This window comes from Streptomyces yongxingensis (assembly GCF_055597465.1).
Genome location: NZ_CM145717.1, coordinates 7,483,158 through 7,506,563, shown reverse-complemented (window position 1 = coordinate 7,506,563; position 23,406 = coordinate 7,483,158). Strand labels below are relative to the sequence as shown.

At 70.2% G+C, this 23,406-nt stretch carries 22 protein-coding genes, 3 tRNA genes and 1 pseudogene; 14 read left to right on the top strand and 12 right to left on the bottom strand.

Annotation, left to right across the window (positions count from 1 at the left end; translation table 11 throughout):
- Positions 1-54: 54 nt before the first annotated feature.
- A complete protein-coding gene (locus ACZ6TD_RS31970) occupies positions 55-1,422 on the bottom strand; it encodes a 6-phospho-beta-glucosidase (RefSeq protein ID WP_471343685.1) in 1,368 nt (455 codons plus the stop codon).
- On the bottom strand, positions 1,419-2,204 hold the full coding sequence (locus ACZ6TD_RS31965; protein WP_471343683.1) for a DeoR/GlpR family DNA-binding transcription regulator: 786 nt from the start codon (positions 2,202-2,204) through the stop codon (positions 1,419-1,421). The genes ACZ6TD_RS31970 and ACZ6TD_RS31965 overlap by 4 nt, the downstream gene beginning before the upstream one ends.
- Positions 2,205-2,304: 100 nt before the next feature.
- Between ACZ6TD_RS31965 and ACZ6TD_RS31960 the strand changes: the two genes are divergently transcribed.
- From ACZ6TD_RS31960 to ACZ6TD_RS31945, 4 genes are all read left to right on the top strand, one after another.
- Positions 2,305-3,294 (top strand): carbohydrate kinase family protein, encoded by a 990-nt coding sequence (locus ACZ6TD_RS31960; protein WP_471343681.1) that lies wholly within the window; start codon positions 2,305-2,307, stop codon positions 3,292-3,294.
- Positions 3,295-3,658: 364 nt separating this feature from the next.
- Positions 3,659-5,041: an extracellular solute-binding protein gene (locus ACZ6TD_RS31955; protein ID WP_471343678.1), complete on the top strand. Its 1,383-nt coding sequence runs from the start codon at positions 3,659-3,661 to the stop codon at positions 5,039-5,041.
- Positions 5,042-5,052: 11 nt separating this feature from the next.
- The gene (locus tag ACZ6TD_RS31950) at positions 5,053-6,003 is read left to right on the top strand and encodes a carbohydrate ABC transporter permease (RefSeq protein ID WP_471343676.1); all 951 of its coding nucleotides are present in this window, start codon (positions 5,053-5,055) and stop codon (positions 6,001-6,003) included.
- The gene (locus tag ACZ6TD_RS31945) at positions 6,000-6,821 is read left to right on the top strand and encodes a carbohydrate ABC transporter permease (RefSeq protein ID WP_471343673.1); all 822 of its coding nucleotides are present in this window, start codon (positions 6,000-6,002) and stop codon (positions 6,819-6,821) included. Before ACZ6TD_RS31950 ends, ACZ6TD_RS31945 begins: the two co-directional genes overlap by 4 nt.
- An 82-nt stretch (positions 6,822-6,903) precedes the next feature.
- On the opposite strand, the gene ACZ6TD_RS31940 is transcribed toward ACZ6TD_RS31945, so the two are convergent.
- Positions 6,904-7,620, bottom strand: a complete 717-nt coding sequence (locus tag ACZ6TD_RS31940) for a hypothetical protein (protein WP_471343670.1) — start codon at positions 7,618-7,620, stop codon at positions 6,904-6,906.
- Complete coding sequence (locus ACZ6TD_RS31935; RefSeq protein ID WP_471343667.1) at positions 7,617-8,039, bottom strand: hypothetical protein; 423 nt, start codon at positions 8,037-8,039, stop codon at positions 7,617-7,619. The genes ACZ6TD_RS31940 and ACZ6TD_RS31935 overlap by 4 nt, the downstream gene beginning before the upstream one ends.
- 210 nt (positions 8,040-8,249) lie before the next feature.
- Between ACZ6TD_RS31935 and ACZ6TD_RS31930 the strand changes: the two genes are divergently transcribed.
- Positions 8,250-8,450, top strand: a complete 201-nt coding sequence (locus ACZ6TD_RS31930) for an SCO3870 family protein (RefSeq protein WP_191063288.1) — start codon at positions 8,250-8,252, stop codon at positions 8,448-8,450.
- 306 nt (positions 8,451-8,756) lie between these two features.
- Positions 8,757-10,364 (top strand): IS1182 family transposase, encoded by a 1,608-nt coding sequence (locus ACZ6TD_RS31925; protein WP_471343665.1) that lies wholly within the window; start codon positions 8,757-8,759, stop codon positions 10,362-10,364.
- A 127-nt stretch (positions 10,365-10,491) separates the two neighbouring features.
- Here the strand turns inward: ACZ6TD_RS31925 and ACZ6TD_RS31920 are convergent, their stop codons facing one another.
- Both ACZ6TD_RS31920 and ACZ6TD_RS31915 read right to left on the bottom strand, forming a co-directional pair.
- Entirely contained in the window at positions 10,492-10,893 is a 402-nt protein-coding gene (locus ACZ6TD_RS31920; protein ID WP_471343664.1) for a DUF3592 domain-containing protein, read from the bottom strand.
- A 227-nt stretch (positions 10,894-11,120) separates the two neighbouring features.
- Entirely contained in the window at positions 11,121-11,564 is a 444-nt protein-coding gene (locus ACZ6TD_RS31915; RefSeq protein ID WP_471343661.1) for a phosphatase domain-containing protein, read from the bottom strand.
- A 187-nt stretch (positions 11,565-11,751) separates the two neighbouring features.
- Between ACZ6TD_RS31915 and ACZ6TD_RS31910 the strand changes: the two genes are divergently transcribed.
- Entirely contained in the window at positions 11,752-12,147 is a 396-nt protein-coding gene (locus ACZ6TD_RS31910) for a hypothetical protein (RefSeq protein WP_471343660.1), read from the top strand.
- A gap of 55 nt (positions 12,148-12,202) precedes the next feature.
- Here the strand turns inward: ACZ6TD_RS31910 and ACZ6TD_RS31905 are convergent, their stop codons facing one another.
- Complete coding sequence (locus ACZ6TD_RS31905; RefSeq protein ID WP_471343657.1) at positions 12,203-13,405, bottom strand: DUF418 domain-containing protein; 1,203 nt, start codon at positions 13,403-13,405, stop codon at positions 12,203-12,205.
- 190 nt (positions 13,406-13,595) lie between these two features.
- Between ACZ6TD_RS31905 and ACZ6TD_RS31900 the strand changes: the two genes are divergently transcribed.
- Entirely contained in the window at positions 13,596-14,267 is a 672-nt protein-coding gene (locus ACZ6TD_RS31900) for a response regulator (protein WP_471343654.1), read from the top strand.
- Positions 14,264-15,373 (top strand): sensor histidine kinase, encoded by a 1,110-nt coding sequence (locus tag ACZ6TD_RS31895; protein ID WP_471343653.1) that lies wholly within the window; start codon positions 14,264-14,266, stop codon positions 15,371-15,373. Before ACZ6TD_RS31900 ends, ACZ6TD_RS31895 begins: the two co-directional genes overlap by 4 nt.
- 120 nt (positions 15,374-15,493) lie before the next feature.
- Here ACZ6TD_RS31895 and ACZ6TD_RS31890 read toward each other — a convergent pair.
- A pseudogene (locus tag ACZ6TD_RS31890) lies at positions 15,494-15,682 on the bottom strand (ABC transporter ATP-binding protein); the annotation flags it as partial.
- A gap of 449 nt (positions 15,683-16,131) precedes the next feature.
- Here ACZ6TD_RS31890 and ACZ6TD_RS31885 point away from each other — a divergent pair.
- The 3 genes from ACZ6TD_RS31885 to ACZ6TD_RS31875 all read left to right on the top strand — a co-directional run bounded on the left by ACZ6TD_RS31885 (position 16,132) and on the right by ACZ6TD_RS31875 (position 18,724).
- On the top strand, positions 16,132-17,271 hold the full coding sequence (locus ACZ6TD_RS31885) for a DUF418 domain-containing protein (protein WP_471358214.1): 1,140 nt from the start codon (positions 16,132-16,134) through the stop codon (positions 17,269-17,271).
- Between the two features lie 242 nt (positions 17,272-17,513).
- Positions 17,514-18,056 (top strand): hypothetical protein, encoded by a 543-nt coding sequence (locus ACZ6TD_RS31880; RefSeq protein ID WP_471343652.1) that lies wholly within the window; start codon positions 17,514-17,516, stop codon positions 18,054-18,056.
- Between the two features lie 140 nt (positions 18,057-18,196).
- Positions 18,197-18,724 (top strand): hypothetical protein, encoded by a 528-nt coding sequence (locus ACZ6TD_RS31875; protein WP_471343651.1) that lies wholly within the window; start codon positions 18,197-18,199, stop codon positions 18,722-18,724.
- 508 nt (positions 18,725-19,232) lie between these two features.
- Here the strand turns inward: ACZ6TD_RS31875 and ACZ6TD_RS31870 are convergent.
- The 3 genes from ACZ6TD_RS31870 to ACZ6TD_RS31860 form a co-directional block, all read right to left on the bottom strand.
- Positions 19,233-19,309: transfer RNA gene (locus ACZ6TD_RS31870), tRNA-Ile, on the bottom strand.
- A gap of 174 nt (positions 19,310-19,483) precedes the next feature.
- Positions 19,484-19,556, bottom strand: a tRNA-Asn gene (locus ACZ6TD_RS31865).
- Positions 19,557-19,561: 5 nt separating this feature from the next.
- Positions 19,562-19,634: transfer RNA gene (locus ACZ6TD_RS31860), tRNA-Asn, on the bottom strand.
- Positions 19,635-19,880: 246 nt separating this feature from the next.
- On the opposite strand from ACZ6TD_RS31860, the gene ACZ6TD_RS31855 reads away from it, so the two are divergent.
- Both ACZ6TD_RS31855 and ACZ6TD_RS31850 read left to right on the top strand, forming a co-directional pair.
- On the top strand, positions 19,881-20,150 hold the full coding sequence (locus ACZ6TD_RS31855) for a YtxH domain-containing protein (protein ID WP_137980718.1): 270 nt from the start codon (positions 19,881-19,883) through the stop codon (positions 20,148-20,150).
- 25 nt (positions 20,151-20,175) lie between these two features.
- On the top strand, positions 20,176-21,726 hold the full coding sequence (locus ACZ6TD_RS31850) for an FGGY family carbohydrate kinase (RefSeq protein WP_471343649.1): 1,551 nt from the start codon (positions 20,176-20,178) through the stop codon (positions 21,724-21,726).
- A gap of 57 nt (positions 21,727-21,783) precedes the next feature.
- On the opposite strand, the gene ACZ6TD_RS31845 is transcribed toward ACZ6TD_RS31850, so the two are convergent.
- Positions 21,784-23,028: an RNA polymerase sigma factor gene (locus tag ACZ6TD_RS31845; protein ID WP_471343648.1), complete on the bottom strand. Its 1,245-nt coding sequence runs from the start codon at positions 23,026-23,028 to the stop codon at positions 21,784-21,786.
- Positions 23,029-23,406: the final 378 nt, after the last annotated feature.

The following is a 23,406-nucleotide window of genomic DNA, read 5'->3' as shown; positions in this document are numbered from 1 at the left end:
GGCCCGGCGGCCAAGGCAGCCGCCGGGCCTTCTCGCCGCTAGGACTTCTTGCCGCTAGGGCTTCTTGCCGCCGAAGACCGCCGCCACCTCGGGGATGCGGTCGATGTAGCCGTCGAGCAGCTTGCGGCCGACGGTCACCGAGTCGACCAGCGGGTGGAGGGAGAACGCCTTCGCGGCATCGGTCCGGGAGCCGGTGACAGCGGCGCTGATGGTGAGCCGCTCGACCGCCTTCACCTGCTGCATCAGACCGGCTTGGTGCAGGTCGGGCTGGGTGATCGTGAGCGGGTGGACCCCGTTGGCGTCCACGGTCACGGGTACCTCGACGACGGCGTCATGGGGAAGGGCGGAGACCGTGGTTCCGTTGCGCACATTGAGGATCATCGTGGCGCGTTCGTTGCGGCTGATCGCGGCCATCACCGCCAGGGCGACCCCGGCGTACCCCTGGTGCGCGGGGTCCGGCCGGAAGTCCTCGTCCGGTTGGGCCTCTCCCTGGACGGCGCCCTTGGCCTCGGCCATGTAGTTGGCGCTGCGGTCGGCGATGGTCTTCCGCCACAGCGACACGGCCGAGCCCGCGGCGGCCTCCGTCACCCGCTGGTAGAACTCCCGCTGCTGGCGGGCGAGGAACTCGCCGCGGGTCTGCGGAGCGTCGAGGATGGACCGTACGGCATCCCGGTTGAAGTAGTAGTAGTACAGGTACTCGTTGGGGATCACGCCGAGGTCGCGCAGCCACTCGCGCCCGAAGACAACGCCTTCCTCCAGGTCGCCGAGGCGCTCGTCGGCGAGCAGACGGGGCAGGATGTCCTCGCCGTCGTGCAGGACGCGGCGCATCCAGCCGAGGTGGTTGAGGCCGACGTAGTCGAACTGGGCCCGGGACGGGTCGAGGCCGAGGGTCGTGGCGATGCGGCGGCCCAGACCTGACGGCGTGTCGCAGATGCCGAGGACCCGGTCGCCGAGGACGCTCTGCATCGCTTCGGTGATCATGCCGGCCGGGTTGGTGAAGTTGATGACGTAGGCGTGCGGGGCCAGGCGTCGTACCCGGTGCGCGATGTCGAGCATGACGGGGATGGTGCGCAGCCCATAGGCCAGGCCACCCGGGCCGGTGGTCTCCTGGCCGAGGACGTCGAGGTCGAGGGCGACCCGCTCGTCGCACATCCGTCCCGCCAGCCCGCCCACGCGGATGGCGGCGAACACGAAGTCGCTGCCCTCCAGGGCGTCGTCGAGCGACGTGGTGACCGTCACCCTGGGTGCGTCGGCGTGGCCGTCGGCGAACTGGGCGAGCACTTCGGCCATGGCCTTGAGCCGGGCCGCATCGGTGTCGTACAACCACACATCGTCGATACGGGGGGAGCCCTGATCGTGCAGCAGCGCCTGGTAGACGTAGGGCACGCGGAATCCGCCGCCGCCGAGGACGGTCAACTTCATGCGAGTATCACCTTTCCGTCCGCCTCGCGGCAGAGCTGGAGCGTGTTGGGGTCGGCACCGCCGGTGGTGATCAGGACGTCGAGGTCGGAGAGCGAGCACACGCGCAGCGATCCGGTGCCGGGGAACTTGGTCTCGGCAGCGACCAGGGCGACCTTCCCGGCCGTCTCGATCATGGCCTGTTTCAGGGGGGCCTCGACGGCCATGTTGTCCACCACATGACCGTTCGGCCGCACCCCGGTGCAGCTCAGGAAGAGCAGGTCGGCGCTGACCTGGCGGAGTGCCTGCTCGGTGAGGGAGCCGACCAGGGACTGATAGTTGCGGCGCAGTACGCCACCGAGCATCACCAGCCGTACGGCGTCGTCGTCGCGGAGTTCGTCGAGCACCGGCAGACTGCTGGTGATGACGGTGACGGGACGGCCCCGCAGACGGCGAGCGATGGCCAGGGGTGTGGTTCCGATATCGAGGACGATCACGCTGTCGTCCTCGACCAGCTTCACGGCCTCCTCGGCCATCGCGTCCTTCAGCGCCTCGTCGCGCGAGATGACCACGTCGAACGGAATCTCTTTCTCCGTCTCCGCACCAGCGGCTTCCGCGGCCCCGCGCGGTGACAGGGCCGCTCCGCCGTAGGTGCGGACCAGCTCACCATTGCGGTCGAGGAGGATCAGGTCCCGGCGAATCGTGGATTCGCTGACCTGGAGGTTTTCGGCGAGCTCGCGTACCGAGGCCACTCCGGTCGACCGGAGTGACTCGACGATCTTCGCATGTCGTTTGCGTGAAGTCACGCATTGACGATAGCACCGCATGACTGAAGTCAGTCATAGAGACACGAGACATTCTCGTTGCTGATCGACTCTTGTCATTCAGTGGGGGCGGTGCTCATAGTTGAGCACTTCACCGTGGTCGCACCGGAAAGAGGCGGTCTCCGTGCTCGACGTGCTCTTCGCCGGCGAGGTCTTCTGCGACCTCGTCTTCGGCGGCATCCCCCACCTGCCCACCCCGGGGACCGAGGTGTACGCCGACCGGTTCGCCGTCTCCCCCGGGGGAACCGCGAACCGCGGCGTCGCCGCCGCCCGCCTCGGACTGCGGACCGGGATCCTGGGGGTGATCGGCACCGACCTCTTCGGCGAGCACCTCGCCGCCCGGCTCGGAGCCGAGAAGAACCTGGAGCTGACCTGGCTGCGCCGCGACCCCGCCGTCCACACCCCGGTCACGGTCGCGGTGACCCAGGAACACGACCGCGCCTTCCTCACCTACGAGGAGGAAGGGGCCCTGCGCCCCGAGGTGTGGGAGGGCGAGCTGCCCGCCGTCCGCTTCCTGCACCTCGGGATCGGACGGCCGCTGCCCGCCTGGGCGGCCGAACTCCGCGCCCGCGGCACCCATGTGGTGGGCGGCGTCGGCTGGGACCCCACCGGCCAGTGGTCACGGGAGCTGCTCACCCGGCTCGCCGAGGTCGACGTATTCGTCTGCAACGCCGTCGAGGCGACGAGCTACACCCGCACCGACACGGTCGAGGAGGCCGTGAAGGTCCTCGCCGACCACGTGCCCGACGTGGTCGTGACCGACGGCGGGAACGGCGCGGTCGCGGTGGACGGCGACACCGGCGAGCTGGTCCGGGTCGCCGTTCCCCGGGTGCCGGCCGTCGATCCCACAGGCGCCGGTGATGTGTTCACCGCGGGACTGATCACCGGCCTGAACCACGGCTGGCCCCTCGCCACCCGGCTCCGCTTCGCCGGACTGTGCGCCGCCCTGTCGGTGCGGAGCCTGGGCGGCGCGAACAGCGCACCGCGCTGGGAGGCGATCACCGCCTTCCTCGAACGCACGCCCCTGATTCCGGACGCGGACCTCATCCGCATCCGTGCGATCAAGCCCTAGGGGGTGTCCGACGGATCTTGACGACGGATCGTGACGCCCGCGGCGGGCTGTTCCCCTCCCCGCCCCTTTCCACAACTGGGGCTCCGCCCCTTAACCCCGGGGGTCCAGGGGCGAAGCCCCCTGGTAACGGGAAGGGGCGGGGAGGGGAAAGCACCGCTATGCGGCTCCGCCGCGTGGCCCGCCGGATGCCCCCTGGCCCCCGCGATCCGGTCCGGGGCGGACGACCGCGCCCCGCCACATCCGACAGACGCCGCCCCAGCCCCGGGCGACCGCACCCCAGCATCAACCGCACCCCAACCCCGGGCGGCCGTACCCCCAGCACCCCCAGCACCCTCAGCACCCTCAGCACCAGGAGGACCACCCCATGGCCGAGAGAACTCCACGACACCCCCGTCGGCGCCTCATAGCCGCGGCGGCGCTCGCCACCGGTGTCCTGACCGGTGTCGCGGCCTGCTCCCCCGGCCCGAGCGGCGGATCGGCCACCAGCGCGAAGACCGCCGGCCCGGTCGCCACCGACCCCGCCAAAGCCGGGAAGGTCACCCTCACCGTGTGGGACCAGAACACCGACCCGGGCGCCAACGCCTCCACCGAGGCCCTCAACAAGGCGTTCATGGAGAAGTACCCGAACGTCACCATCAAGCGCGTCTCCCGGTCCTTCGCCGACCTCAAGACCACCCTGAAACTCGCGCTGTCCTCCGCCAACCCGCCCGACGTCGTCCAGGCGAACCAGGGCTACCCCGACATGGGCGCCTTCGTGAAGGCCGGGCTGCTCCAGCCGGTGGACCGCTACGCCAAAACCTACGGCTGGGACTCCGCCTTCCCGTCCCAGCTGCTCGACCTCAACCGCTTCACCCCCGATGGCAAGACCTGGGAGACCGGCAATCTGTACGGCGTCTCGCAGACCGGTGAGATCATCGGCGTCTACTACAACAAGGCCAAGCTGAAGTCGCTCGGCCTGCCCCTGCCCACCACGCTCACCGACTTCGAGACCGCCCTGGCCAAGGCCAAGGCGTCGGGCCTGCAGCCCCTTTCCTACGGCGACTCCGACAAGAGCCCCGGCATCCACATCTTCGGCGTCATCCAGGCCCTCGCCGCGGGCAAGCCCGAGGTCCGCAAGCTCGTCTTCGACGAGGGCGACGCCAAGTGGACGGACTCCGGCACCCTCAAGGCCGCGACCACGCTGCGCCGCTGGGCCGACAAGGGGTATCTGGGCTCCGGCTTCAACGGCAAGAGCAAGGACCAGGCCGTCGCCTCCTTCGGCCGGGGCACGTCCCTGTTCCTCCTGGAGGGCACCTGGCAGTCGGCCGCCCTCGCGCCGAAGATGAAGAAGAACGTCGGCTTCACCGCGCTCAGCCCCGCCGCCGGGCAGCCCCCGCTCACCCAGGGCGGCGAGGGCCTCGCGTGGTCCGTGACCTCCAAGTCCAAGCACCCGGACGTCGCCGGCGCGTACATCGACTTCCTCGTCAACAAGAACGGCATGAAGGCCGCCGCCACCCACGGCAACCTGCCGGCCCTTCCCCCGGCCGACTACAAGCCGACCCCCGGCACCGTCGACGCGGACATCCTCACCCGGTGGAAGGCCGTGAGCGAGAAGGACGGACTGCTTCCCTACCTCGACTACACCACCCCGACCTTCTACGACACCCTCACCGCCGCCGTCCAGGAGCTGACCGCCGGACACCTCACCCCCAAGGCGTTCACCACCCGGCTCCAGTCCGACTACTCCTCCTTCCAGAACAGCAGGTAGACCCCCATCTCATGGCCGCCACCGCACACCGCCCGACGGCACGCAAGGGCCCGCCCGGCGCCCCCACCCGGGAGCCGGTCCGGCGCCGCGGCCGCGTCGTCCAGTGGAAGGGCTACCTCTACGCCCTTCCCGCCCTGATCGTCCTCACCGTCTTCCTGCTGGTCCCGCTCGGCCAGCTGGTGCAGATCTCCCTCTTCCACTGGGACGGAATCTCCGTCTCCACCTGGGCGGGGTTCGACAACTACACCGAGATCGCCCGCGACCCGCAGTTGCGCGCGGGATTCCTCCACTCCTTCGTCCTGATCCTGTTCTTCTCCGTCATCCCGATCGCGCTCGCCCTGGTGCTCGCCGCGGTCACCACGCGGGCCGGCCGGCTGCGCGGCGTCTCCGTCTTCCGCGCGATGATCTTCCTGCCGCAGGTGGTCGCCATGGTCGTGACCGCCACCGCCTGGACGGCGATCTACGCTCCCGACGGCGTGCTCAACACCGCGCTGCGCGCCATCGGCCTGGAGGCGGTCGCCCGCCCCTGGCTCGGCGACTTCTCCACCGCCCTGCCCGCCGTCGGACTCATCGGCACCTGGCTGGAGATCGGCCTGTGTCTGGTGTTGTTCATCGCCGGTATCGGGCAGATCCCGGCGGAGCTGTACGAGGCGGCGAAGCTGGACGGGGCAGGCCCGGTGCGGGAGTTCTTCGCCGTCACCCTGCCCGGACTGCGCGGGCAGATCACCGTCGCGCTCACCCTCACCGTGATCGCCGCCCTGCGCACCTTCGACCTGGTGTACGTCGCCACTCACGGCGGTCCGGGCAACGCCACCAGCCTGCCCGCCTACGAGGTCTACAACCGGGCCTTCGGCACCGGCCAGGTCGGCTCGGCCTGCGCCATCGCCGTCACCCTGACCGCGGTGATCCTCCTGCTCACCTTCCTGATCACCAAGGTGCAGCCACAGGAGGACGAGACGTGATCTCCGGCCGCGAACGGGCGCTCAACTACGCCATCCTCACCCTCTTCGCCGCGCTGGCCCTGATGCCGCTGATCGGCGTGGTGTCGTCCGCGCTGACCCCCGCCGCGGAGTCCGGGCCCTCCTTCACCTGGCCCCGCCACCTGGACTTCGGCAACTTCGGCACCGCCTGGCGCCAGGGCCACTTCGCCACCTATCTGACCTCCAGCCTGCTGGTGGCGGTGTCGGTGGTGCTCCTGACGGCCGTCCTGGCGATCCTGGCGGGCTTCTCCTTCGCACACTTCGACTACCCCGGCCGATCAGTCCTCTTCTACGTCACCCTCATCGGGCTGATGGTGCCGCCCGAGGCATTCGTCATCCCGCTGTACTTCAACCTGCGCGACACCGGACTCACCGACTCCTACTGGTCGCTGATCCTCCCGCAAACCGCCCAGTCCCTCGCCTTCGGCGTCTTCTGGATGCGCAACTTCTTCCGCTCGGTGCCGGTCAGCGTCATCGAAGCGGCGCGCCTGGACGGGGCGTCCGACTGGCGGCTGCTGTGGCGGATTCTGGTGCCCACCAGCCGTCCGGCGCTGCTGACGATGGCGATGCTGGTGTTCATGTGGACCTGGAACGAGTTCCTGCTCCCGCTGGTAATGATCACCGACGAGAGCAAGCGCACCGCGCCGCTCGGCCTGGCCTTCTTCCAGAGCGAGCACACCACCCAGTACTCCGTGCTGGCGGCCGCGTCCATCATCGTCGCCGTGCCGGTGGTCGCCTCGTACGTCTTCCTGCAGCGGCACTTCATCTCCGGCATGCTCTCCGGCGCGGTGAAGGGCTGACCGCACGCACCATTGAACCGAAGGGATGAGCGGGGGCCGCCGCGGCGGCCCCCGCTCTCGTGTCCTCGCAGGTACCGACTGGCTAGCCGTCGGCCTGGGACCACACGGTCGCCTCGGCCGTGACGCCGGTGTTGAAGCTGTTGCTGATCGAGGTGATGGTGAGCACGGCCGTACGGCCCTCCATCGTGTTCACACACACCACCGCTCCGACCTTGGCCTCGACCCGCCGCACACCCTGGGCGGCCACGAGCTCGGAGCACTCCTGCCTGGTGGGCATTCCCCGCTCCGACCACACGGCGAGGTCAGGCTGCCACGTGGTGAGCCGTGGCGGGTTGACCAGACCCAGATCGACGTCGCCGGAGCCCGCGTCGATCTTCGGCGGAACCTTGTCGAGCCTCGGTCCGTGTTCGGCGATCCGCACCGTCCCCCGCCACTGGATGGTGCCGGCTGGTGATGACAGCGACACCGAGGGCGCCGGGGCCTCCGCACCCTCAGCCGCCTGGGACGACGGTGACAGACTCGGCGACAGACTCGGCGACTCGCGGGGAGAAGGGCCTGAGGATTCCTCGGAGCCGTTGTCCCCAGAACTGGCCACAACCCAAGCGACCGCGCCGACCAGGCCCAGCACGCACAGCGCGACCACGGCGATCAGCACCCGCTGTCGGCCGCCGCGCGGTGGTCCGCCTCGCGGTGGTCCTCCGAAGAAGTTGATCTGGGTGTTGTGGGAACCGCCCTGCGCGCCGCCGTGCCCACGGAAGTCGTTGCCGGACACCCCGCCCGTGCGTCCGCCCCCGGTCATGCCCCTGACCCGAAGTAGTTCGTCTGCTGGTTGCCGGTGCCGGTCTGAACGGCGGTGGGCCCGCTGAAGGTGTTGTTCTGGACCAGGCCGCCGTCGCGCTGTGCGGGTTCGCCGTACGGCTCCACCAGCGCACGGAGTTCGGCGACCACTCGCGCGCGCTCACTTTCGTCGAGACCTTCCAGGAACCTCCGGAGGCGGACCTGCCAGGTCTGGCGGAGCAGTGTCCGCTCTTCCTCGCTCAGCTCGGGGTCTTCCAGGTCCGACGTCGTCCGGTCGAGGCGCTCCAGCTCCGCCCGCTCCCGCCCGGCGTCTCCGCGACCCAGCAGCCGGGCGATCCGGTCACGCATCGCCGCCCACGCGTCGGTCCCGGCCGCCTGCAGGATCCCCGCCACCACCTGGCCTGCCACGTCGTCCACCATGCGCCTCCCCCCTCCAGACATGCATGCGGTTCCTCACCGTAGCGCGACTCGAACCCCAAGTTACCGAAACGCCACGGGCATTGAGAGGAACCTGTGACGCTTCGTCATTCCGGCCGGATCACGAGCCTCGCGGATTCATCGACAGATGCGGAATCGCCATACATGTAGTCTCGGCATTGATCAGTCGTCTCGTGGCTCGGAGGAAACACCATGACGAAGGCCCCGTTCGTCGCCATGTCCGCCGCTACCGCGGCGCTTGGGACCGCGCTTGGTTCCCTCGCGCTCCAGTTGCGCGCGGACGGCTACGAGCAGTACGTCGAATCCGTAGCCACCTTCAGCGTCCTGATGTACGTCACCGCGGCTCTGGTCGTGGTGACATGGGTCCGAGACGGTCGCCCGCACGCGAACTGACTTCTCCGCGCCCCGCACGCGAACTGACTTCTCCGCGCACGGCGCCAGGCCGATGCCGGTCCGGCATCCCGGGAGACAGCCGGTCCGCGCTGCGACGTCCGGGGCTTCTGCCTCTACGTCAGCGACTCTGTTGCTGAATTGGCGGCCGGGGTGCGGGGCAGTTCGGCGTGATCGTCGGTGTGGTCGTCCTGTCTGCCCTGACCGCAGGGGGTTGGTGTGGTGTCCATGCGGCCGATGGGGTTGCCGCCCGTTCCTGAACAGACTGCGAGGACGGCCCGCGCCGCTTTCCCTGGCGGCAGCCTGCCTATGCGCCTGCGTGATCACCTTGGCGAGGTGTTCAACGACGCGTTGTTCGCCGATGCGTTTCCCGGCCGTGGGGCTCCCGCCCAGTCCTCTGCCGTGCTCGCTCTAGTGACGGTGCTGCAGTTCACCGAGAACCTCACCGACCGGCAGGCTGCGGACGCGTCGCGGGACCGTCTGTCATGGAAGTACGCGCTGGGCACGGAGCTGTCCGATGCCGGCTTCGACTTCTCCGCGCTGTCGAAGTTCCGTGCCCGGCTGGTCGGGCACGGCCTGGAACGGACGCTTTTCGACAGGCTTGTCGGGCACTGCCGTGAAGCCGGGCTGATCAAGGCCGGTGGCAAACAGCGCACCGACTCCACCCACGTGATCAGCGCGGTCTGCGACCTGAACCGCACCGAACTGGCAGGGGAGAGCGTGCGGGCCGCTCTGGAGGCTCTGGCCGTCGCGGCGCCGTCCTGGCTGGCCGGGGTGATCGACGTCGCCGAGTTCGCCGAACGCTACGGGCCGCGCATCGAGGGCTGGACGATGCCGCGCTCGAAGACCAAGCGGGACCGGCTCGCGCAGGTCTTCGGCCAGGACGCGCTGGCCTTGTGCCGGGCCGCCTGGTCCGACACCGCCCCGGTGTGGGTCCGCGAGATCGAGGCGGTGGCCCTGTTGCGGCAGGTACTGGTGCAGAACTTCACCATCCGTGCCGATGCCCGGGGACGGGAGGTGATCAAGAAGCGGGACGCAGACGACGAGGGCGTCCCGCCCGGCCATATCCGCCTGGCCTCCCCCTACGACCCCGATGCCCGCTGGTCGGCCAAGGGCGACGAGGTGTTCTGGATGGGCTACAAGGTCCACCTCACCGAGACCTGCGACATTCAAGCCGAAGCCGAAGTCGGCGTGCCGCGACTGATCACCGATGTGCACACCACCACGGCGACGGTTCCCGACGTCAAGGCCACCGTGCCCATCCAGCAGAACCTGGCCGAGCGGCAGGTCGCCCCGGGCGAGCACTACCTCGACTCCGGATACCCCTCCGTCGACCTGGTCGTGGAAGCGGCAGGCCGGGGCATCAGCATGGTCACTCCGCTATTGGTCGACCACTCGCCCCAGGCCAAGGCCGCCGAGGGCTTCGACAAGAGCGCGTTCCGCATCGACTGGAAGGCCCGTCAGGTCCGCTGCCCCCAGGGCGCCACCAGTGCCGGCTGGTACCCGGTCACCCAGCACGGCCGCGACGCCATCGTGATCGACTTCGCCCGCGCCGACTGCCGTCCCTGCCCCTCCCGGACCGCATGCACCACCTCCGTCCGCGGCACCCGCATGCTCACCCTGCGGCCGCGTGAACTCCACGAACGCACCACCGCGGCCTGCGCCGAGCAGCACACCAAGTCCTGGAGAACCAAGTACGCCCTCCGCGCGGGCATCGAGGGAACCGTCAACCAGGCCCTCGACGTCACCGGCATCCGCCGGGCCCGCTACCGCGGCCTGCCGAAAGTCACCCTCCAGCACGCCTTCTCCGCAACGGCCCTCAACATCGTCAGACTCGACGCCTGGTGGACCACCGACCCACTACGCAAGCCCAGCACCAGCCGACTCGAGCGCCTCAGCTACCAGCTCGCCGGCTGAGGCGTTCCAGCCGGGTGGAGCGGGGTTTGCTTAGCGGGTCGGTGGTCCATGGGAACGCATCGCCAAGGACGCCATGGCCGCTGTCCAGCGCGGTCGGGACGCCGCGGCCGGCGACTCGTGCTCCTGGTCACGGCTGCACCAGGATGAGCACGGCCACGAACGCCTCGATCACTCCCACGAGCAGCCAGAACCGCACGGACGCCATCATGTGCCGCCGTGTGTCCACACAGGCCGACTTCGGTTTGTCCGGCAGGTACACCACGGGCACATGCTGCCCGGTCGGCAGTCCCAGCCCGCCGCCGGTCACGCGGGGTTTGAACTCCACCTGTCGCCCGCGCATGTCGGTGAAGGCGATGACGGGGACCCAGTGGCCGTCCCCGTGGCTGCTGGCGTCACTCTTCACGTGCACCTGTCCGACGACGACGCCGCTGGTGCGGATCCCGTGCTGTCGTAACTCCCGCATTCGTACGTTGCTCCGCAGCGCGCCCACGAAACACAGCACCGCCAACACCGCAAACACGTAACCCACAACAGCTCCTGTCCCACCGCCAGTTCACCGTCGAGGGGAAGGACGCCCTGCGGCGCAGCCTAGTTGCCACCTGTAGGGACCGGCCCCGCCGAGGTACGCACCGGCCCCCCTGTGCTCGCGCGGCTGACCATGCCGTGGCGCCACGAGAGCACAGCCAGGTACTGCGGCTCTGTGAGTTGGAACGACCGTCACCCCACACCCCTGCAGCCAATTCAGCAGCAGAGTCGTCAGCCGGCCGGAAACCGAGCCACCCAACGCCGCTGCCAAGGCGTCTCGACGGCCCGGGGGTGATGGTGGGCGCGCGCCCAGGTGACAGCGTCGGCAGGGGCCACCCCCGCCAGGACGGCCAGGCAGGCGATGACGGTCCCGGTCCGGCCGACGCCACCCCCGCAGGCGACCTCGACGGGCGGGCCCGTCCGGGCCCGCTGGTGCAGCGCGCGAATCCGCCGCACGGCCAGGTCGCGGTCACGGGGCAGCCGAAAATCGGGCCACTCGACCCACGCGCGCTCCCACTCCAGCTCCCCGTCGTGCCGCTGGCGCAACCGGGTGGACCCCAGATACAGCCCGAACCCGGGCAGCGGCCCCTCCGGCCGCGGATGCCGCAGACCGCGCCCCCGAACCCAGCAGCCGTCCGGAAGCCGCAGGGCGCCCCGCAGTGGTGCGTCACTCATCGGGCCCCGCGCCCCATCCGAAGCGTCCGGCCACTGCCGACACAGCCTCAACCTCCCTATACATACGTCTATTCTGGACGCGCTTCGCCCTTTCCCTCAAGGCTCCCGCCAAGGGGGCCGCCACCTCATCTGTGAGGATGTGGCGATGGCGTGGCTGAGGAAACGCGGGAGGCGGACGGCCGGACGCATGGCTGCGGCGAGTGCGGCGCTGGCGCTGGCCGCCTGCGGCCCGGGTGGCTCCGGTGACGGGGGCTCCGGGGACCGCGAGGCGAGGTACAGGCGCGTCATCGAAGACCCTCGGCCGCGCCCCGCCGATGTCATCGAGGCGGCCGGCGCACCCACCGACGTGGCCTGTGCGAACGACGGCTCACTGCTCCTGACGTACGACGCGGGCAACGTCGAGGACGACGAGGGGCCGGCCGCCACCGCCTGGCGCATCGTCGGCCCCGACGGCCATACGGTCGCCGAGCACGCGGAACACGCGGACGCGACGACGGCGACGTACGACCTGGTGAAGGGCGAAGGGCTATGGATCTCTCGCGATGGTGGTCGCGAGTGGCGGCGTCACGAGCAGCGCGGATAGCGGCGGAGCTGGGTCCCTGGATCTTGGTCTGAACGGATGATCGGCCGACGGATTCTCATCGAATGCGCCGGGCGATCGCGGTGGCCCTGCCCATCAGCCATTCGAGCGGCCCCCGCTGGAAGAAGCGGGACCAGACGGTGGCGAGGACAGTTACGGACGCGATGAAGCCGAGCATGATGTACAGGGACGGAACGGTCGCTTCCTCGGTGCCCAGGAGCCAGATGGCGACGATGTGATAGACGTACGCCGTCAGTGACATCGAGCCGACCGCGATGACGGGCTTGGCCAGGCGGCGCAGCCGGGGGAAGGCGTCCATGGCGGCCAGGCACACGGTGATCACCAGGATCGCCACACCGGTGTTGCCCACGAGGGACAGGGTCGCCTCGCTGTGCGGGGAGGCGACCAGCATCCCGGCGGGGGTGTCGCCGAAGATGCCATCGCTGCCGGGCGATGCGGACGACATGCCCACTCCCCCTTCGGCCTCCCGGACATCCGCGGCGGCACCGGGCACGAGGCGCAGCGCCAGCCAGGAGCCGCCATAGCCGGTGACGGCAAGGGCGACGCCGGTGAGGGCGAGGCGTATCCGGACAGCCGTGGCGGCCAGGTCGAGGCGGGCGACAGCCATACCGGCGATGACGAACGGGACCCAGGTCAGGGCCGGATAGCCGCCCGTGAAGAACAGCGAGACGATACCGTCGGCCTGGCCGACGGTGGGGAACGAGCGGCCGCCGACCACCGGCCTCAGCAGGTACAGCAGCTGCGGGCCCACCAGGGCCCAGGCCGCTGCGATCATCGCCAGCGGCCTGGCGCCCAACCGGTACAGCGGCAGCACGAGCAGGAAGAACAGTCCGTAGAAGGCGAGGATCGGGACGACCGGGGTGCCGGTCATGGTCAGGGCGGTGCCGAGGGCCAGCAGGGCTACGGCCCGGATGACGACCTTGGCGACGGCCTGGCGGCCGACCGGGCCGGTCTTCGGCGTGCGGCGCCCGGTGATGAGGGCGACCGCGAAGCCGGCCAGGACGGCGAACAGGGCGGAGGAGCGGCCTTGCGCCAGCTCCATCAGGTAGCCGATGACACCGCCTTGGCTCGGGGCCGGGCCCACATGGACCGCGTACATACCGAAGACGGCGAGGCCGCGGGCCAGGTCCACACCGATCAGCCGGCCCACGCCGGGCGCACCGGTCGAGGGCTCACCGCGCTCGCGTGCGGGGGACGCTGCGTCGGCCGGGAGCAGCGGGGAGTCTGGGTGATGTGTCATGCCACTCAGGCTGGAGACCGGGCCGCTCATGGAGTATCCGGCAGAAGGCTGCGGTGTCCCTGCCGACTGGAGGGTGATACCCCGCCGTGTGGCTGGAGCTGCCGCTCGCCGGGCCGCCGGGGCTCTCGGGGGCTTTAGGGTCGAGGCGGTATGGGCCGGGCGGCATGGGTGAAGGTGAGGCGGAGCGCGCGTGATACGGGTAGTGGTGGTGGACGACGAGGCACTGATCCGCTCGGGCTTCGAACTCATTCTGGGCGCGGCCGAGGACATCGAGGTCGTCGCGACCGCGAGCGGCGGTGACGCGGTGGACACCGTCCGTCGGGAGCGACCCGACGTGGTGCTGCTGGACATCCGGATGCCGGACGTCGACGGGCTCACCGTCCTGCGCGAGCTGCGCGCGATGCCGGATCCGCCGGTGGTGGCGATGCTGACGACGTTCGACGCCGACGAGTACATCCTGACCACGTTGCACTGCGGCGCGGCCGGTTTCCTGCTCAAGGACACCGAACCGGAGCAGCTCGCCCACCTGGTGCGCACCCTGGCCGCGGGCGGTGTGGTGCTGTCCCCCAAGGCGTCGCGGACCCTGCTGCACAGCCACCCCGGCATCGAGGCGGCCGTCGACGAGGAGGCGGCCCGCGTCCGGCTGCTCACCGCCCGCGAGCGCGATGTGCTCGTCCTGGTGGCGGAGGGGCTGTCGAACGCCGACATCGGGGCGCGCGTCCACCTGGGTGCCGGCACGGTCAAGGACCACGTCAGCGCGATCCTCACGAAGCTCCGGGTGGCCAGCCGGGTACAGGCCGCGCTGCTCGCGCAGCGGGCCGGACTGCTCGACGAGCGCCCGCGGTCGGAGGCCGGACGATGAGCCGTGCACGCGCCGTGTGGCAGCGTGTTCCCGCGCCGGTCATCGACCTCGTCCTCGTGGCGGTGGCGGCCGTGGACGTATGGCTGAACATGTGGGAGCACACGCGCCTCGGTGTCGCGCTGGCCGCGGTCGGCTGCGCCGCGTTGGCCTTCCGGCGCAGGTTCCCGCTCGCCGTCGTCCTGCTCACCCTGCCCATCGCGCTGATGCAGGACATCGCCCTCGCTGTGCTCATGGCTCTGTTCACGCTGGCCGAACGCTCCCGCAACCGCCGTCTCCTCGCGGTGTGCGTCGCCCTGTCCGCCATCGCGAGCAGCACTCCGTGGCCCCTGGCCGAGGTCGACCGGACCATGACGCTGGTCATCTTCGTCTACGGCCTGGCGACCGCCGCCGCCCCGGTCCTCTTCGGCCAGCTTCTCCAGGCGCAACGGGACCTGACGCGGCGGCTGGCCGAGATCGAGGACGCCAGGGAGCACGAGCGGGCACTGCACGCCCAGGCCGTGCTCGCCCGCGAACGCGCCCAACTGGCCCGCGAGATGCACGATGTCGTCTCCCACCAGGTCAGTCTGATCGCCGTACGGGCCGGAGCCCTGCAGGTCGCCACCAAGGACACGGACGCGAAAGAGGCCGCCCGGACCATCCGTTCGCTGAGCGTCACCACACTCGACGAGCTGCGCACCATGGTCACGCTGCTGCGCGCCTCCGGCGGCCGCGCCACCGAGCCGACTCCGCAGCCCACCCTGGCCGACCTGCACAAACTCGTGGAATCCAGCGGCACTCACACACGGCTGACAGGTGAGCTTCCGCCCTCCGTGGGCACGCCGGCGCAACGGGCCGTCTACCGCACTGTCCAGGAGGCGCTGACCAACGTACGCAAGCACGCCCCCGGCGCCGCGGCCCGCGTCGAACTGTGGCAGGACGGCGACGACGTCGGAGTGACCGTCACCAACACCGCGCCCACGCGCCCCTCCCTGTCCCTGCCCGGTTCGCAGCAGGGCCTGGTCGGTCTGCGGGAGCGGGCCGACATTCTGCACGGCTCCCTGGAGTCGGGCCCGACCGCGGAGGGCGGCTACCGGGTGCGGCTGCGGATTCCGCTCGGTGCGGACTGACCGACCGGGGTCTCCTGCCGTTCTGTCGTGTCGTGTCGGGTCGTGTCGGCTCGCGAGACCCGCTCGGGCTCCGGCCGGGAATGGGGCAGTGGACGACCGGACAACCCTGCGTGTGGTCGGTCATCGGGCGGGGGTCAGGAGCTGAGTGGCCGCCGGCCGCGCGTACAGCCGGTCCTGGCCCACCAGTTCCTCATGGGTGCCCACCGACCGAACCCGGCCGGCGTCCATCACGACGACCCGGTGGGCGCCCGTCACCGTCGACAGGCGGTGGGCCACCACCAGCACGGTGGTCTCGCGGGCCAGCTCCGCGTGGACGAGTCCTGCTGTGCTCGTGGCGAGGGTGTGCACCAACGCTTCGAAGACCTCAGGACGGACGACGAACAGGACAGAAAGGCGCCGGCCGTCGGCGTCAGGCCGAGTGCCGCGCACGGTGTGTCATGCCTCCAGCCTCGAAGCCCGGTGCCCCGCGCCCATCCGGCAACCGTCGGGTCCACCCCCGCCAAGTGGCTGGAGAAGACAGCCGTCCGGTCGCGCCGGACCGGTCGGGACGAGACTCCGCCGGTCGGCAGGGTGGTACCCGCCGATCGGCGGGGCCGACACCGAAGACTGCCGGATGGTCCGCCCCCTGACGTCCACGCGAGATTCTCCGTATGCCAAAGATGCGTCCGCTGCGGGAGACGTCCACTCCGCGGGAGAACTCGCCTCCGCAGCCCCGAACCCCGCCCGAGTCCGCCGTGTCCGCCTCGCCCGGTCCCTCGATGGGACGCCTCGTCGGGGTGGACCTGGCCCGCGCGCTGGCGGTGTTCGGCATGTACGTCGTGCACATCGGTCCCCCGCTGTCGGCCACGGACGGCGTCGCCGGCTGGGTCCGGTACCTGGCGGAGGGTCACTCGTCGGTCGTGTTCGCCACCCTCGCCGGGTTCTCACTGATGCTGCTCGCCGGCCGCCGGGAGCCGAAGACCGGCCCGGCCGGCCGACAGGCGAAAGCCCGGATCGCGATCCGCGCCGTGATCCTGCTGGCGCTGGGCACCGCGATGGCGATGGTCTACGGGGGAGTGATCATCCTCGCCTTCTACGGCGTCTACTTCCTCCTCGCCCTGCCCCTGGTGCGACTGCCCGCCAGGACACTCGCGATCACCGCGGCCGCCCTCGCCCTCGTCACGCCCCAACTGGCCTTCGCCCTGAGCTCGCTGCTGACCGAATCGGTCCAGCAGAGCGTCAACGCCTACGACCCGCTCCACCGGCTCAGCGACGTGGGAGTGCTCGATCTGCTGTTCACGGGCTTCTACCCGACGATCACCTGGATACCGTTCGTGATCGCGGGCATGGCGCTGGCCCGCCTCGACCTGTCCGCGGCGACCGTCCAGCGGCGCCTGGCCGCGCTCGGCGCCGCCCTCACCGTGACCGCGTACGGCCTGTCCTTGCTGCTCGCCGGCAAGGGCGCGTTGCGGAGCCTCGCGGAAGACGGGCCGTCGTCCGGCGGCTCCGGTTCGGTGCCCCCCGACAGCGGGTCGTTCCCCGATACGCCGGCGTCGTTGCTCCTGACGGCCGGGCCGCACAGCGGCACCACGTTCGACATCATCGGCAGCGTCGGCGTCGCGATCCTCGTGATCGTGGGCGCGACGGTGGCGATGGACCGACTGCCGCGACTGCGCCGCCTGGCGAAACCGGTCATCGCCGTGGGCAGCATGTCCCTGACGGCCTACGTCGGCCACTTCGCAGCACAGTCCTTGCTGTCCACGCCCGCCGGGACCGGCACCCAGCAGTCCTGGGTGCCCCTGCTCATGTTCGTCCTCGGGGCGATCGTGTTCGCCGCGATCTGGTCCCGCTTCTTCCGCCGCGGCCCCCTGGAGTATCTGCTCAACGCCGCCACCAAGCCGGCGAAGTACATCCGATGAGACCCGCCCGGGGTGGCTCGCCGCCACGTCCCACCCCGGCCTGGACCGCGGGCGCCGGCACGCCGGGCGGCCCCAGTCGGAGCCCGCCGAGGCTCCTCGAGCAGCCGATGGATCGACCACATCACCGTGGCCAACAGGGCACCGGTTCGCCTCGGCCGAGGAAGAGCGGCTGACCGCAGCGAAGCGGCATGATGGGACTTCCCATCGCCGCGCGGGAGGGGTCCCGGCCCGGTGGCTCCATCATGATCCCCGCCCAGGGACGCATAGCAGTGGATCCAGGCTCGGAGGCACTCAAGGGGGTTCGTGAAGTGATGTATCGCTGGTGGCTTTTCCGGCGCCTGAAGCGAAGGCTTCGTGCGGCACTTTTGGCTGAAGCGAAATTTCTGGTCGCCAATGGACGACTCGCTCCCGGATGCGAAGCTGACGTGGTCAAGTGGGTCCTGCGGCGGCGCGTCCACGGTCGCTCTCCAGCGCAAGTCCTGAAGTTTGCATCTTCCGATTCCTGCACGTCTTGGCTCATGGCGGCAGCGTCTTTCGATCCATCGCACCTCACAGAAGCAGAAAAAGCAGAACAAGCGAAGTTCGAGCAGAAGTGGACAGCGGAACGGGCAGCGCGTCGTCAGGAAGAGAGAGAGCAACAGGCCGCCCAGCGGCAGCAGCAGTTGGAGGCGGAGGCACAACTACACCCCAAAGATGCGGCAAGGCTCGCCATTCGTAAATCCCTTGAAGACTCTGCCAAAAGGATGGGAGAATACGGGTACTACCCACGTAACCGCGACTACTGATTTTCTATGCGGCAGCGGGCGCCGCTTCTCGACGGTCTCGGTCAGGACGAGGAGTTCGGGCAGGCGGGCGTGGTCAGCGATGTGGGAGTGGAAGCGGTAGCGGGCAGCGGAGATCGCGGACCGATCGGGGGTGACCGAGGATGACGAACCGTCCGCGTATCGAGATCGTCGGTGTGATGCTCGGGTTGTCGGCGATGACGCTGACTGATCCGTTTGTTCATTCCTGGTGGCCGGGCATGTTGATCGCTGTGAGCGTTGCCGCCCTCGGCGCCTTTGCCGTTGGACTGGCTGTCAATAGCCTGCCTCTTGTTTCGGCTGCTCGGCTCGCCACCGTTACAACGGTCATCATCTGCGGCGCCGGGATTGTCGCCGCTGTCATCGCAGGGCCCCGAGCGAATACCGGCCAAGAAATCGCCATAGTCCTGGCCGGCTATGTGATGTTGCGTCTCATCGGTGCGACCGTGGATCGGCTGACGCCGTGGGTAAACATCTCCTTGATCGCATCGTTCGTCGGGACCGCGGTCGGTCTGAGCACGATTCTCTTGGTGCTGGTGGCCCATCCTGACCTGTCCGTATGGGCCGTCCTGGGCATCGGGGCCGGAACCGGCTACATGGAAGGCGTCATCACCGGGTTCGCACTGCGGCCGGTGAGCATGTCGGCGCGATGAACGACAAAGCGGCGGGGCTGAGGGCCTCGTGCTGTCAGTTCAACGCTGCGGGATGTGCGCTCTCCGTAACGTGGATGTGGCAGCTCGGTGCCCTGGCAGGCCGGACGAAGCGTGATGGAGGGGCCTGCACGTGATCGACACCGGCGGCATCGACGTCTTCCTCGGCCTCGACGTCGACAAGCGCCTGCCCACCACCGAGCCCAAGCTCCGCGAGCTGTTCGCGAGACCGACGCCGGGCCGACGTCCTCTTCGCCGTGCTCCGCGACGGCACCAGTGCCTCGTCACTCGTGAGCTTGATCGTGACCTGGCTATCCCCCATTCACACCCCTACGGCTTGGCCCCACCGAAGGGACGTCGGAAGGCAGCTCGGCCCACTGAACCGGCTCCGTGTCCGCTACGTGTCCCCTGGATCTTGGTCTGAACGGATGAACGGGAGTCCCCGCGTCAGCGCGGCGACTCCCGTTCCTATGTCTGCGCAGGTCAGGATGGGTCTGCCCGCGTAGTGCCCTGGTGGGGCGGGTGGGACTCGAACCCACGGCCGACGGATTATGAGTCCGCTGCTCTAACCGGCTGAGCTACCGCCCCGTAACGGCGCGTCGTACACATCTGTGCGCGCCGTCTGCCGCAGCATAGCCGCTCATACGATCTGCTGCTTCGGAGGGCCGATGCTGGGAGGCCCCCTGGCTGCGATCATGACGTAGATCACGTCCGGAGGGGGCCGGAAATGAAAAAGGACCCCGCAAGGGGTCCTCCTCCCTGCTCCCCCGACTGGACTCGAACCAGTAACCCTCCGGTTAACAGCCGAATGCTCTGCCAATTGAGCTACAGGGGACCGAGCTCCCCCGACTGGACTCGAACCAGTAACCTGCCGGTTAACAGCCGGCTGCTCTGCCAATTGAGCTACAGGGGATTGCTCCGTGTGCCGCGACCGTGACCCCGCCCGGATCTCCCGGACGGCGTGCGCTCGCTGCGACACATACATTAGCGCAAGCAGGGGGGTGCTCCGCCAATCGGTTCGCCGCGTCCGCCCTCGGGCGCTCCCCGGCCGATCCAGGGATGATCTTCTAGGTGATCGTGGGTGATCTGCGGCGCGGGCGGGTAGACGTGCGGCACGACCCGGGGTCCAGATGTGAAGGACAGCGAGAAGGGCAGGTCGATGCGCTACCGGCTGACGTTCATCACCGGGATGGCTGTGGGTTACGTACTGGGCACGCGGGCCGGCCGCGAGCGGTACGAGCAGCTGCGCGCGTGCGCGCAGAAGTTCGCACGGAACCCGGCCGTCCGCAATACCGCCGAATCGGCCGCGCAAGGAGGTCGGCATGCCGCCGTGCGGGCGCTGGACAAGGTCCGGCCGCTGCGCGAGAAGATCGGGCAGCGCGAGCCCCGCGCGGTGGGCGAGGACGACTGGGGCACCAGCAACACCTAGACCCGGCGGTGGCATGATCTGATCCATGGGGATAGTCGCCGGGTTGGACAGTTCGTCCGAGAGCACACGAATCGTCGTCTGTGACACCGATACGGGTGCCGTGATCAAACAGGGGTACGCCCCGCATCCGGTCGGCGGCAGCGGCGATGTGGACCCGCAGGCGTGGCTGATGTCCCTCGGCGAGGCCGCCGAGGGCGGGCTGCTCGAAGGGGTCCAGGCCATCGGCGTCTCGGCGCAGCAGCACGGGCTGCTGGCGCTGGACGCGGGCGGGGTGCTGGTGCGCCCCGCGCTGGTGGGCAACGACAAGCGCGCCCAGTCCGCGGCCGCCGATCTCACCGAGGCGCTCGGCGGCCGCACCGCGTGGGCCCAGGCGGTCGGCGCCGTGCCGACCGCCTCGCAGCCGGTGGCCAAGCTGCGCTGGCTGGCGCGGAACGAGCCGGACGCGGCGCACCGCGTGGCCGAGCTGATGCAGCCGCACGACTGGCTGGTGTGGCAGTTGCTGGGGCGGCCGGTGCGGCGTACGACCGACCGCGGTACGGCCTCCAGCAGCGGCTACTGGTCGGCGGCGAACGGATCCTGGCGCCCCGACCTGGTCCAGCTGGCCCTCGGTCACCAGGTGCGGCTGCCGGAGGTCATCGGCCCGGCCGACGCCGCCGGGCACACCCCCGAGGGGCTGCTGATCTCCGCCGGTACGGGCGAGACCATGGCCGCCGCCTTCGGGCTCGGGGTCGGGGTCGGCGACGCGGTGATCTCCCTGGGCGCCTCCGGCTCGGTCTTCTCCGTCCACCATGAGGCGCTGGCCGATCCGACCGGCACGATCCTGTCGTACGCAGACGCGACCGGCATGCATCTGCCGGTGGTGCATACGCTCAACGCGGTACGGGCGCTACGCGGTACGGCGGAATTGCTCGGCACGGATCTCGAGGGGCTCTCCGCGCTCGCGATGAAGTCCACCCCGGGTTCGTACGGGCTGGTGCTGCTGCCGTATCTGGAGGGCGAGCGGACCCCGCACCTGCCGCATACGGCCGGGACGCTGACCGGGCTGCGGCGCGAGTCGATGAAGCCCGAGCATCTGGCGCGGGCCGCGTTCGAGGGGATGCTGTGCGGGCTCGCGGACGCGCTGGACCTGCTGCGCGGGCGCGGCGTCCAGGTGCGGCGCGTCTTCCTGCTCGGGCCCGCGGCCGACCTCCAGGCCGTCCGCGCGATCGCGCCCGCGCTGCTGGAGGCGCAGGTCGTGGTACCCCAGCCCGCCGACTACGCCGCGCTGGGCGCGGCCCGGCAGGCCGCGTGGGCGCTGGGCGTCTCACACGGCACCCACTCGCCGCACGAGCCGCCGCGCTGGCCGGCCGCGGCGAGCCAGGTCTTCGAGCCGGGTGAGGACCTGCCGGTGGGGCAGTCGGTGCGGCAGCAGTACGTGGCGGTACGGGAGCAGATCCACCCCGGGGCGTTCGAACCCGGAGCGTTCGAGCCCGGAGCCGGCGATCAGGAGGCCGCGGGCCATGCGGCGGCCGGTGGGTACGAAGCCGGTGGGTACGAGGTTGGTGCGTACGAGGCCGGCGGGTACGACGGCGTGTGAGGCCCGGCCCGTCGGCGTTTCGGGGCGGCCCGGCCCTCCTCGGCGGGGTCGGCGGCGCTAGTCCAGATAGCCCCGCAGTTGATCGGCGAAGGCGTGGTCGCGGAGCTTGTTGAGCGTCTTCGACTCGATCTGGCGGATCCGCTCCCGCGTCACCCCGAAGATCCGGCCGATTTCCTCCAGCGTGCGGGGGCGGCCGTCGGCCAGTCCGTACCGCAACTGCACCACCTTGCGTTCGCGCTCGCCGAGCGTCGACAGCACGGCCTCCAGGTGCTCGCGGAGCAGCAGGAAGGCCGCGGACTCCACGGGTGAGGCCGCGTCGCCGTCCTCGATGAGGTCGCCGAGGGCGACATCGTCCTCCTCGCCCACCGGCGCGTGCAGCGACACCGGCTCCTGGGCCAGCCGCAGCACCTCGCTCACCCGCTCCGGGAGGAGGTCGAGATGGGCGGCGACCTCCTCGGGGGTGGGTTCGTAGCCGCGCTCCTGGAGCATCCGGCGCTGGACCCGGACCACCCGGTTGATCAGCTCGACGACATGCACCGGGACCCGGATCGTCCGGGCCTGGTCGGCCAGGGCGCGGGACATGGCCTGGCGGATCCACCAGGTGGCGTACGTCGAGAACTTGTAGCCGCGGGCGTAGTCGAACTTCTCGACCGCGCGGATCAGGCCGAGGTTGCCCTCCTGGACCAGGTCGAGCATGGTCAGGCCGCGGCCGACATAGCGCTTGGCGACGGAGACGACGAGGCGGAGGTTGGCCTCGATCAGCCGGCGCTTGGCCATCCGGCCCAGGACCACCAACCGGTCCAGATCCAGGGCGAGTTGGGTGTCGAGGTCGGGGGCGTTGCCGAGCTTCTCCTCGGCGAAGAGGCCCGCCTCGACCCGGCGGGCCAGCTCGACCTCCTCGACCGCGGAGAGCAGTGGTATCCGCCCGATCTCGCGGAGGTACTGCCGGAAGAGGTCGGCGGAGGGGCCGCTGGTGTCGGCTCGGGCGGGCGGCTCGATCGGTTCGACGGGCTCCACGGCCTCGACCGAGTCGACAGGCTCGGTGGGCTCGGCGGGCTCTACGGGCTCGGCGGGTTCCGCTTCGGGGGCGGCGCCGTCGGGCGCGGGGGCCGGGACGGTGTCGGGGACGAGGTCGTCGGCCACGGGGTCCGGTGCGGCGTCCTGGCCGGTATCCGGTGCGCCTTCCGGGGCGAGGTCCGCCGAGTCCTCGGGCACGGCCGGCGCTACCGCTGTGGCGCGGGGCGAGTGGGGGGACAGGGGGTGCGCCACGAGGGCCGCGTCGGTGAGGGTCTGGGTCTGCACGGGGGCGACCTCCAGGGTGATCGCTGCTGAGGGGGCAGAACGATCGGGTACGGCTCGGCGGCCGCGCCGCCGTCCGTCCCGTAGATCTTGAGCGACTCTGCGGGGGATTCCGGCCCTACCCGGCCAATACCGCCGCGCTCCGAGGACTCAGGCACCGCATCCCAGTGTGGAGTACGACGCAGGCCCGCCACGAGGGGCGTGCGGACACTTTTTGCTCAGCGGCCCGTGACCGTACGACTACCCGGCGACTACAGCGAGCCGCCGGGCCCGTCCGCCGAACCACGAACGTGCTGGCCGGAACCCGTCCACCGGCCCTCGCCGCCCCCGGCCGCCCCCGGCCGCCTCCGCCGCCAAGAGCCGCCCGCCCTGAGCCGCCCG

Excerpts from the sequence above, each read along its gene's own strand:
- ACZ6TD_RS31970 (WP_471343685.1), bottom strand. The coding sequence starts at position 1,422 with ATGAAGTTGACCGTCCTCGGCGGCGGCGGATTCCGCGTGCCCTACGTC.
- ACZ6TD_RS31955 (WP_471343678.1), top strand. The coding sequence starts at position 3,659 with ATGGCCGAGAGAACTCCACGACACCCCCGTCGGCGCCTCATAGCCGCG.
- ACZ6TD_RS31950 (WP_471343676.1), top strand. The coding sequence starts at position 5,053 with ATGGCCGCCACCGCACACCGCCCGACGGCACGCAAGGGCCCGCCCGGC.
- ACZ6TD_RS31940 (WP_471343670.1), bottom strand. The coding sequence starts at position 7,620 with ATGACCGGGGGCGGACGCACGGGCGGGGTGTCCGGCAACGACTTCCGT.
- ACZ6TD_RS31935 (WP_471343667.1), bottom strand. The coding sequence starts at position 8,039 with ATGGTGGACGACGTGGCAGGCCAGGTGGTGGCGGGGATCCTGCAGGCG.
- ACZ6TD_RS31930 (WP_191063288.1), top strand. The coding sequence starts at position 8,250 with ATGACGAAGGCCCCGTTCGTCGCCATGTCCGCCGCTACCGCGGCGCTT.
- ACZ6TD_RS31925 (WP_471343665.1), top strand. The coding sequence starts at position 8,757 with ATGCGCCTGCGTGATCACCTTGGCGAGGTGTTCAACGACGCGTTGTTC.
- ACZ6TD_RS31915 (WP_471343661.1), bottom strand. The coding sequence starts at position 11,564 with ATGAGTGACGCACCACTGCGGGGCGCCCTGCGGCTTCCGGACGGCTGC.
- ACZ6TD_RS31910 (WP_471343660.1), top strand. The coding sequence starts at position 11,752 with ATGGCTGCGGCGAGTGCGGCGCTGGCGCTGGCCGCCTGCGGCCCGGGT.
- ACZ6TD_RS31905 (WP_471343657.1), bottom strand. The coding sequence starts at position 13,405 with ATGACACATCACCCAGACTCCCCGCTGCTCCCGGCCGACGCAGCGTCC.
- ACZ6TD_RS31895 (WP_471343653.1), top strand. The coding sequence starts at position 14,264 with ATGAGCCGTGCACGCGCCGTGTGGCAGCGTGTTCCCGCGCCGGTCATC.
- ACZ6TD_RS31885 (WP_471358214.1), top strand. The coding sequence starts at position 16,132 with ATGGGACGCCTCGTCGGGGTGGACCTGGCCCGCGCGCTGGCGGTGTTC.
- ACZ6TD_RS31880 (WP_471343652.1), top strand. The coding sequence starts at position 17,514 with ATGATCCCCGCCCAGGGACGCATAGCAGTGGATCCAGGCTCGGAGGCA.
- ACZ6TD_RS31875 (WP_471343651.1), top strand. The coding sequence starts at position 18,197 with ATGACGAACCGTCCGCGTATCGAGATCGTCGGTGTGATGCTCGGGTTG.
- ACZ6TD_RS31855 (WP_137980718.1), top strand. The coding sequence starts at position 19,881 with ATGCGCTACCGGCTGACGTTCATCACCGGGATGGCTGTGGGTTACGTA.
- ACZ6TD_RS31850 (WP_471343649.1), top strand. The coding sequence starts at position 20,176 with ATGGGGATAGTCGCCGGGTTGGACAGTTCGTCCGAGAGCACACGAATC.